Origin of the sequence: Shinella sp. (assembly GCF_052438155.1) — a bacterium.
Classification (GTDB): Bacteria; Pseudomonadota; Alphaproteobacteria; order Rhizobiales; family Rhizobiaceae; genus Shinella.
This window is the reverse complement of the sequence record NZ_JBQVPI010000074.1, coordinates 1-6,745: the sequence shown is the minus strand read 5'-3', so window position 1 is coordinate 6,745 and position 6,745 is coordinate 1. Positions and strand designations below refer to the sequence as shown.

At 60.9% G+C, this 6,745-nt stretch carries 4 protein-coding genes; 2 read left to right on the top strand and 2 right to left on the bottom strand.

What is annotated here, in order from left to right:
* Positions 1-785, bottom strand: a 785-nt coding sequence (locus tag ACT6VE_RS34235) for a M20/M25/M40 family metallo-hydrolase (RefSeq protein WP_444802601.1), incomplete at its 3' end; no start/stop codon positions are given.
* Between the two features lie 456 nt (positions 786-1,241).
* Here ACT6VE_RS34235 and ACT6VE_RS34230 point away from each other — a divergent pair.
* Positions 1,242-2,174 (top strand): ABC transporter ATP-binding protein, encoded by a 933-nt coding sequence (locus ACT6VE_RS34230; RefSeq protein ID WP_439486948.1) that lies wholly within the window; start codon positions 1,242-1,244, stop codon positions 2,172-2,174.
* A gap of 11 nt (positions 2,175-2,185) precedes the next feature.
* Positions 2,186-5,803 (top strand): ABC transporter permease/M1 family aminopeptidase, encoded by a 3,618-nt coding sequence (locus ACT6VE_RS34225; protein WP_444802600.1) that lies wholly within the window; start codon positions 2,186-2,188, stop codon positions 5,801-5,803.
* 93 nt (positions 5,804-5,896) lie between these two features.
* Here ACT6VE_RS34225 and ACT6VE_RS34220 read toward each other — a convergent pair whose 3' ends face one another.
* On the bottom strand, positions 5,897-6,517 hold the full coding sequence (locus ACT6VE_RS34220) for a TetR/AcrR family transcriptional regulator (RefSeq protein WP_069051404.1): 621 nt from the start codon (positions 6,515-6,517) through the stop codon (positions 5,897-5,899).
* Positions 6,518-6,745 lie beyond the last annotated feature (228 nt).

Sequence of the window (6,745 nt, the reverse complement as noted above, 5' to 3'; positions counted from 1 at the left end):
GAGTGAATGTCGTTCTTCGGTCCTCGGCCCCATTTGTTGCCACTGGCGATCAACTCCAGCTCGATGATACCCTTCGCGCCCAGTTCGACTGCGGCATTTCCCTCCAGCCCCTGCATGGTGGTGGGCATGAAGACGCCGTCGCACGACCGCAGCGCGGCGAGCACACGGGGCGTTGTGACGAGCTGGCGGAAATTGGGGGAGCCGATCTCCTCCTCGCCTTCGCAAATGAGGACCAGATTGACCGGCAAGGTGCGCCCAGCCGCCCGGATGGCATGCAGAGCGGAGAGAAACGTCGCCTCGGGGCCCTTGTGATTGGCCGACCCCCTGCCGACCATCGTGGTGCCAAGCCCCTTTCGCTCGACAAGCCTGCCCTCAAGCGGGGGAGAGGACCATTCGGCGGGAGTGAATTGCTTGACGTCATACATGAAATAGAGACCCAAGGTGCGTGGCGCCCCCACGTCGATCTTGCCAAACACGCCCGGATGCCCGTCTGTCGGGATGATCTCGACATCGGTGAATCCTGCATCCCTCGCCAGTCCGGCGAAATAGGCCGCGCCCTCGGGCATGTTCAGGTTTTCGGCAGCGATCGATGGCAGTGCTATCCAGTCGCGGATGCGCTTGATGGCCGTATCCTTGCCTGCCAGCGCCGCAGCGCGCACATCCGATAATGCGCCCGATTGCGCCAGAAGGGGTAGCGGTTGAGCCAGGGCAATGCCGGCGCCCAGCAGCGCGCCGGTTTGGATCAGGTCGCGACGGCTGAGGCAGTTGAAGTCATCGAAGGTCATAGGAAGCCCCTTGGAAACACAGCAATGGGCACCTGGTTTCGGATGATCGGGCGGCCAATACAAACCTGAATGTCTCAGGCTAAGCCTGAGCTTTTCTATAGGCCTGGCCGCGCGATGACATCGACAGCAGAGATTTCGACGGCTCAGGTCGATCATGCCGCTGACCGAATTCAGCCAGCCCGCCGTTCCAGCATGAGAATAACTACCCTTGAGCGATAAGATTAGTGATTTGCGTCGTTGCTGGCTTTCTCCGAAACTCTGTCGCGATGGCAAAACAGAAACGCTGGTTCGACGCGCTCAGCCCAACCTAGCCCGGGGCCGTGGTTGACCGGCGGAGCGACCTCTCTGGTGCTGAGGAAGGCGCCAGGTCCGCTGGCAAAGTCTGGTCCTGTGAATTGTGTGCGGGCGAAACGCAGCTTCTTCGCGATGTGCTGCGGGCATATTGCGGCGTCATCCATGACGATGGGCAGCAAAGAGAATTTCCAGGAGGCAATATTGCTGCATTTGAATGGCGTTGAGCATGTTTATCCAAACGGAATGCGTGCACTCGATGGGGTCACAATCTCGATCGGCAAGGGAATGTTCGGGCTACTGGGGCCAAATGGTGCTGGAAAATCCTCGCTGATGCGGACCATCGCGACGCTGCAGACACCGACCGCCGGCGCGATCAGGTTCGGCGATATCGACGTGCTGGCCGAGCCAGGCCGTCTCAGGGCGACTTTGGGCTATCTGCCGCAGGATTTCGGCGTGTATCCCCGCGTTTCCGCTTACGACATGCTCGATCACATGGCATCGCTCAAGGGCGTCATCTCTGCCGCTGACCGGCGCGCGACGGTGGAATCCTTGCTGGTCCAGACCAACTTATGGGGTGTCCGCACCAAGGCGATCGCTGGATTTTCAGGCGGAATGCGCCAGCGCTTCGGGATCGCGCAGGCGTTGATCGGCAACCCCGAGCTGATCATTGTCGACGAGCCGACCGCTGGTCTCGATCCGGAAGAGCGCAACCGCTTCTATAATCTGCTGGTGGAAATCGGCGAGAACGTCGTGATCATCCTGTCCACTCACATTGTCGAGGATGTCGCCGATCTGTGCCCGCGCATGGCGGTGCTTGCGGCGGGGCGCATCCAGCTTCAGGGCGCGCCCGGTGATCTGATCGCGCGCAGCCGCGGCACCATCTGGGCCAAGACGATCGAGCGCGACAGGCTCGACGACGTCAAGCTTGGCTATGAGGTCATCTCGACCCGGCTGTTTGCAGGCCGAACCATCATCCACATTCTGTCTGAAACGGACCCCGGCAACGGCTTTGCGCCTGTCGAGGGCGGGCTGGAAGATGTTTACCTGTCGACCTTGACGCAAATCCGCCGCGCCTCCGCGCAACCAGCCGTTTGAGGGGCACGTTGATGTTCGGTACGATCGCGCGCTTCGAGCTGCGTTACCAGTTCCGCAACCCGGTGTTCTGGGTTGCCACCGTCCTGTTCTTCCTGCTGACCTTCGGCGCAACGACGGTTGAATCGATCCGCCTCGGCAGCGGCGGCAATATCTTCACCAATGCGCCGACCGCGATCGCCCAGATCATGCTGACAATGTCGCTGTTCTTCATGTTCGTGACCACCGCCTTCGTCGCCAACGTGGTCGTGCGCGACGACGAGACCGGCTTTGGCGGGATCATCCGCTCAACCAAAGTCAACAAGCTTTCCTATATGCTGGGTCGGTTCAGCGGCGCGTTTCTCGGCGCTGCGGTGGCGTTTCTGGCGGTGCCGGCAGCGATCTGGATTGGCACGTGGATGCCATGGGTCGATCCGGAGCTGATCGGCCCCAACCGGCTGCAGGATTATGCGTTTGCCTTCCTCGTCATTGCTCTGCCCAACCTGCTGATCACCTCGGCGATCTTCTTTGCGGTCGCGATCTGGACCCGTTCGGTCACCTACAGCTATCTCGCGGTGATCGTGTGCATGTTTGCCTATTTTGCACTCACGGCCATGCTGCGGAAATGGCCCGATGTGTCGCTTGCGGCCTATTTTGAGCCATTCGGCACGATCGCATATGGCCTGGGCGTCCGCTACCTGACCCCGATCCAGGCGAACACGCAGTCACTGGAACTGACCTGGATGCTGCTCAGCCACCGCCTGGTGTGGATGGCCTTGTCGATTGCGCTGGTCATCATCGCCGTCTGGCACTTCCGCTTCGCCGAACGCGGCACGTCGCTGCGCGCCGCCCGGCGTCAGGCGGCGCGCGAGGCGAAGCTGGCCGCCGTCAGTCCCCTGGTCGTCCGGCAGCTTCCGGACAGCATGCCCGAGCGCGGAGTATGGCATCAGCTGCGCACGCGCACCCTGCTGGAAATGAAGCTCGTCTTCAAAAGCCCGGCCTTCTGGGTGCTTGCACTGGTCGGATCAATCAACCTGCTGCTCACGCTGACGCTTGCCGGCCGCTTCTACGATGTGCCTCCCTGGCCGAGGACGTTTGTGCTGGTCGAAACGGTTCGGGGTGCTTCGGCCCTGATCACGGTTCTGATGGCGATCTATTTTGCAGGGGAAGTCGTATGGCGTGAACGCGAGCGCCGGATCAACGAGATCATCGACGCGACAGCGGTCCCCAATTGGGTTTTTCTGGTTTCCAAGCTTTGCGGGGTGGCAGGTGTCCTGATCGCGCTCAGCGTCGGGGTGGTGCTCGTCCAATCGATAGCGTTTCAGCTGGTGCGCGGGGTCGCCGATATCGAACTTGGCCAGTGGTTGGCGTGGTTCGCCGCGCCCAACATCTTCTATGTCATCCATCTGTCTGTTCTGTCGATCGTGGCCCAGGCTGTCAGCCCGAACAAGTTCGTCGGCTGGGGCATCATGCTGCTGTACCTCGTATCGACGATCGTTTTCGCCGGTCTGGGCCTCAGCCACCCGCTGCTCAATTACGCCGAAGCCTCAAACCCGCTATCGGACATGAACGGCGATGACTACGGCGGCGCCACCGCCTGGGCGCTGCGGTTCTATTGGACCGCCTTTGCCGCAATTCTCGTCATCATCGGTCATCTGATGTGGCGTCGTGGTACCGCCGTGACGCTTGCCGGGCAGTGGCGCACGCTGCCCGCGAGATTGCGCGGCATGCCCCTCGCAATCATGGCCCTCGCGCTGGCGATAACCGCGGGGATGGGCAGCTATCTCTATTACAACATGAACATCGCCAACCATTATTGGGCAGGCGGCGATGCCGAAGACATGCGCACGGCGCGGTATGAGAAGGCGTATGCGCGCTATCTGGGGCGACCGGAGCCGACGCTCACGGATGTCAGGCTCGATGTGGAATTGAGGCCTTCCCGGCGATGGGCACAGTTTGACGGACGCTATCGTTTTACCAACGCGACAACCAGACCGATCGAACTGCTCCACGTTCGCATCCCCGCCCCGACCTTGCGTGTCGAGGCGATACACGTGCCCGGCGCAACGCTGGTGAGCGACGACAAGGAAAATCTCCACCGCATCTACCGATTTGCCAAGCCTTTGCAGCCGGGCGACCAGGGGACGCTGACCTTCAGGACCGTGCAGGAGAAGCGCGGGCTGTATGCGCTGCCTTCAAACCTTCAGGCGTATGAATTCGATGCGCAGCCTGCGGCCAACGGGGCGTATCTGACCAATTTCGCCTTCGCACCGGCGCTCGGGATGAGCGGTGCCAATTTCCTGCAAGGCAACAAGCAGCGGCGCAAATACGGCCTGCCAGCCGGAAAGACAACGCCCAGGCTCGGCGATCCAGCGGCCCGCAACAGGAACTTCGCGAGCGTCGATCGCGTGAACACCGACATTACGGTCACAACGGATGCAGACCAGACACTGGTGGTGACAGGGGCGCGGGTATCCGAGACTGTCGCCAACGGCCGTCGGACGGCGAGGTTCGTATCTCCCATCCCATCGCTGAACTTCATCACGATCCAGGCCGGTCGCTACGCGCAGAAATCTGTCGATGCCGGTCGCGGCGTCCGTGCCAGCGTTTATTATCACCCCGAACATGCGATGAACATTGACCGGATGCTGAACGCGATGGTCGACTCGCTCAATTACTATCGCGATAATTTCGGTCCCTACCAATATGGCTACGCGCGCATCATCGAACGGCCCGATTATGGTGGTGGCGCGAACTCTGCACCCGGGACGGTGGGCTACTCCGAAAAAGTCGGCTTCATCATGGATTTCCGCGATCCACATCGGCTCGATTTCCTCGCCTACCTCACCGCGCACGAACTGGCGCACCAGTACTGGTTCCACCAGGTGATGCCCGCGGACATGCAGGGAGCCGAGGTTCTTACCGAGACATTGGCGCAGTATTCGGCGCTGATGGTGATGAAGAAGAACTTGGGGGCCGATCAGATCCGCCAATTCCTGAAATACGAGCAGGATATCTATCTGCAGGGCCGCCGGCTGGAAGCAGCCGAGGAGCAGCCGCTCGCCAAAGTCTACAGGCAGGGATACATTCACTACAATAAGGGCTCGCTGGTCATGTATCTTCTGCAGGATCGTCTGGGCGAGGACCGGGTCAATGGGGTGTTGCGCAGTCTGATAGAGCGGTATCGGTCCAAACCTGCGCCTTTTGCCAGTTCGAGCGACCTGGTGGATGGGTTGCTTGCGATTGCCCGCACGCCTGCCGAGCGCGAACTTGTCCGGGACCTGTTCTACCGTATCACCCTCTATGACCTCAGGGTCAGCCAGGCGACGGTCCGAAAGATGCCGGACGGCCGCTATGAAACTCTCATCACGGTGGCAGCAGGAAAGTCCTATGCCGATGGCAAGGGCAATGAGCGTGAAGCAACGTTCAACGAGCAACTCGATATCGGCGTATTCCGCGCCAATCCCGACGATCGGGGATTCACCCGCGAGACGGTGATATCATTGCAGCGGCTGCCGATCCGTTCGGGCGAACAGACAATCCGCATGATCACGACGAGCAAGCCAGCCTATGCCGGTATCGATCCGTACCTCACGTTTGTCGACCGCAACGTCAGCGACAATGTGGTGGCGGTGACGGAAAGAGGTCGATAGCCTCACTTCGGCGGAACGACATCCGCATCCAAGGGTTCCACCGCCGTTGAAGCTCAATGCCGACATGCGCGGAGCCCTGCTGGTCGAGGCACGTCAATCGTCTGCGCGCAGGGCAGAGGCGAGCATTCGGGCAAGGCGTGCAATGTGATCCTTGTCAGATCGCCCACCCACGACCGACAAACGCCAGTATAGCGGAGCTGCGATAAGGTCCGCCGCGGTTTCGCGGTCTACGGATGGCGAGAGCTCGCCTCTCTCGATGGCTCGATCGAGCAATCCGTTGATTCGTTCGCGTCGTGCGCGCTGGAATGGCCGTATGGCCGTTTCGAGCGCTGGAGTTCGCTCGATCTCGGCATGGAGGTCCGTAATGATCCGCCGCATCTTTGGGTGTCGGAGCACCCGGCGAAGCGCGAAGAGCAACGCCTTCAGATCGGCTTCGAGAGACCCCTGATCGCCAACATCGGTGATCGTCAACCCGACACGCGACAGAAGGTCGCCTGCCATCACCGATTTTTCGGGCCAGCGCCGATAGAGTGCGGCCTTGCCGACGCCAGCCGAGCGGGCAACACGCTCGAGGCTTAGCCCTGAATAGCCAGCGCGGGCCCATTCCTGGAAAAAGGCGCGGGTCAGCGCGTCCGTGACGTCAGCACGCATGACTGCTGCGCCGCTCAGAGTGCGGATTCGGGTTCCGACATCGTCGGAACGGTTGCGTTCCATCCACAGATCCCTAAATATGGTCGGAACGCAATCGTTCCGACCAACTGGAGATAGATCATGAGTGAAGATATTGAAAGCTTTTCGGCCATGCTTCGCAAGGCGCTCGGGGACCGGATCGACCGGGACGCCAGGTCGTTCCCGGACATGATGGACGAACACGCCGTGATGGAGTTTCCCTATGCGCTGCCCGACCTGCCTGATCGGCTCGATGGCCGAGAGGCCGTCGCC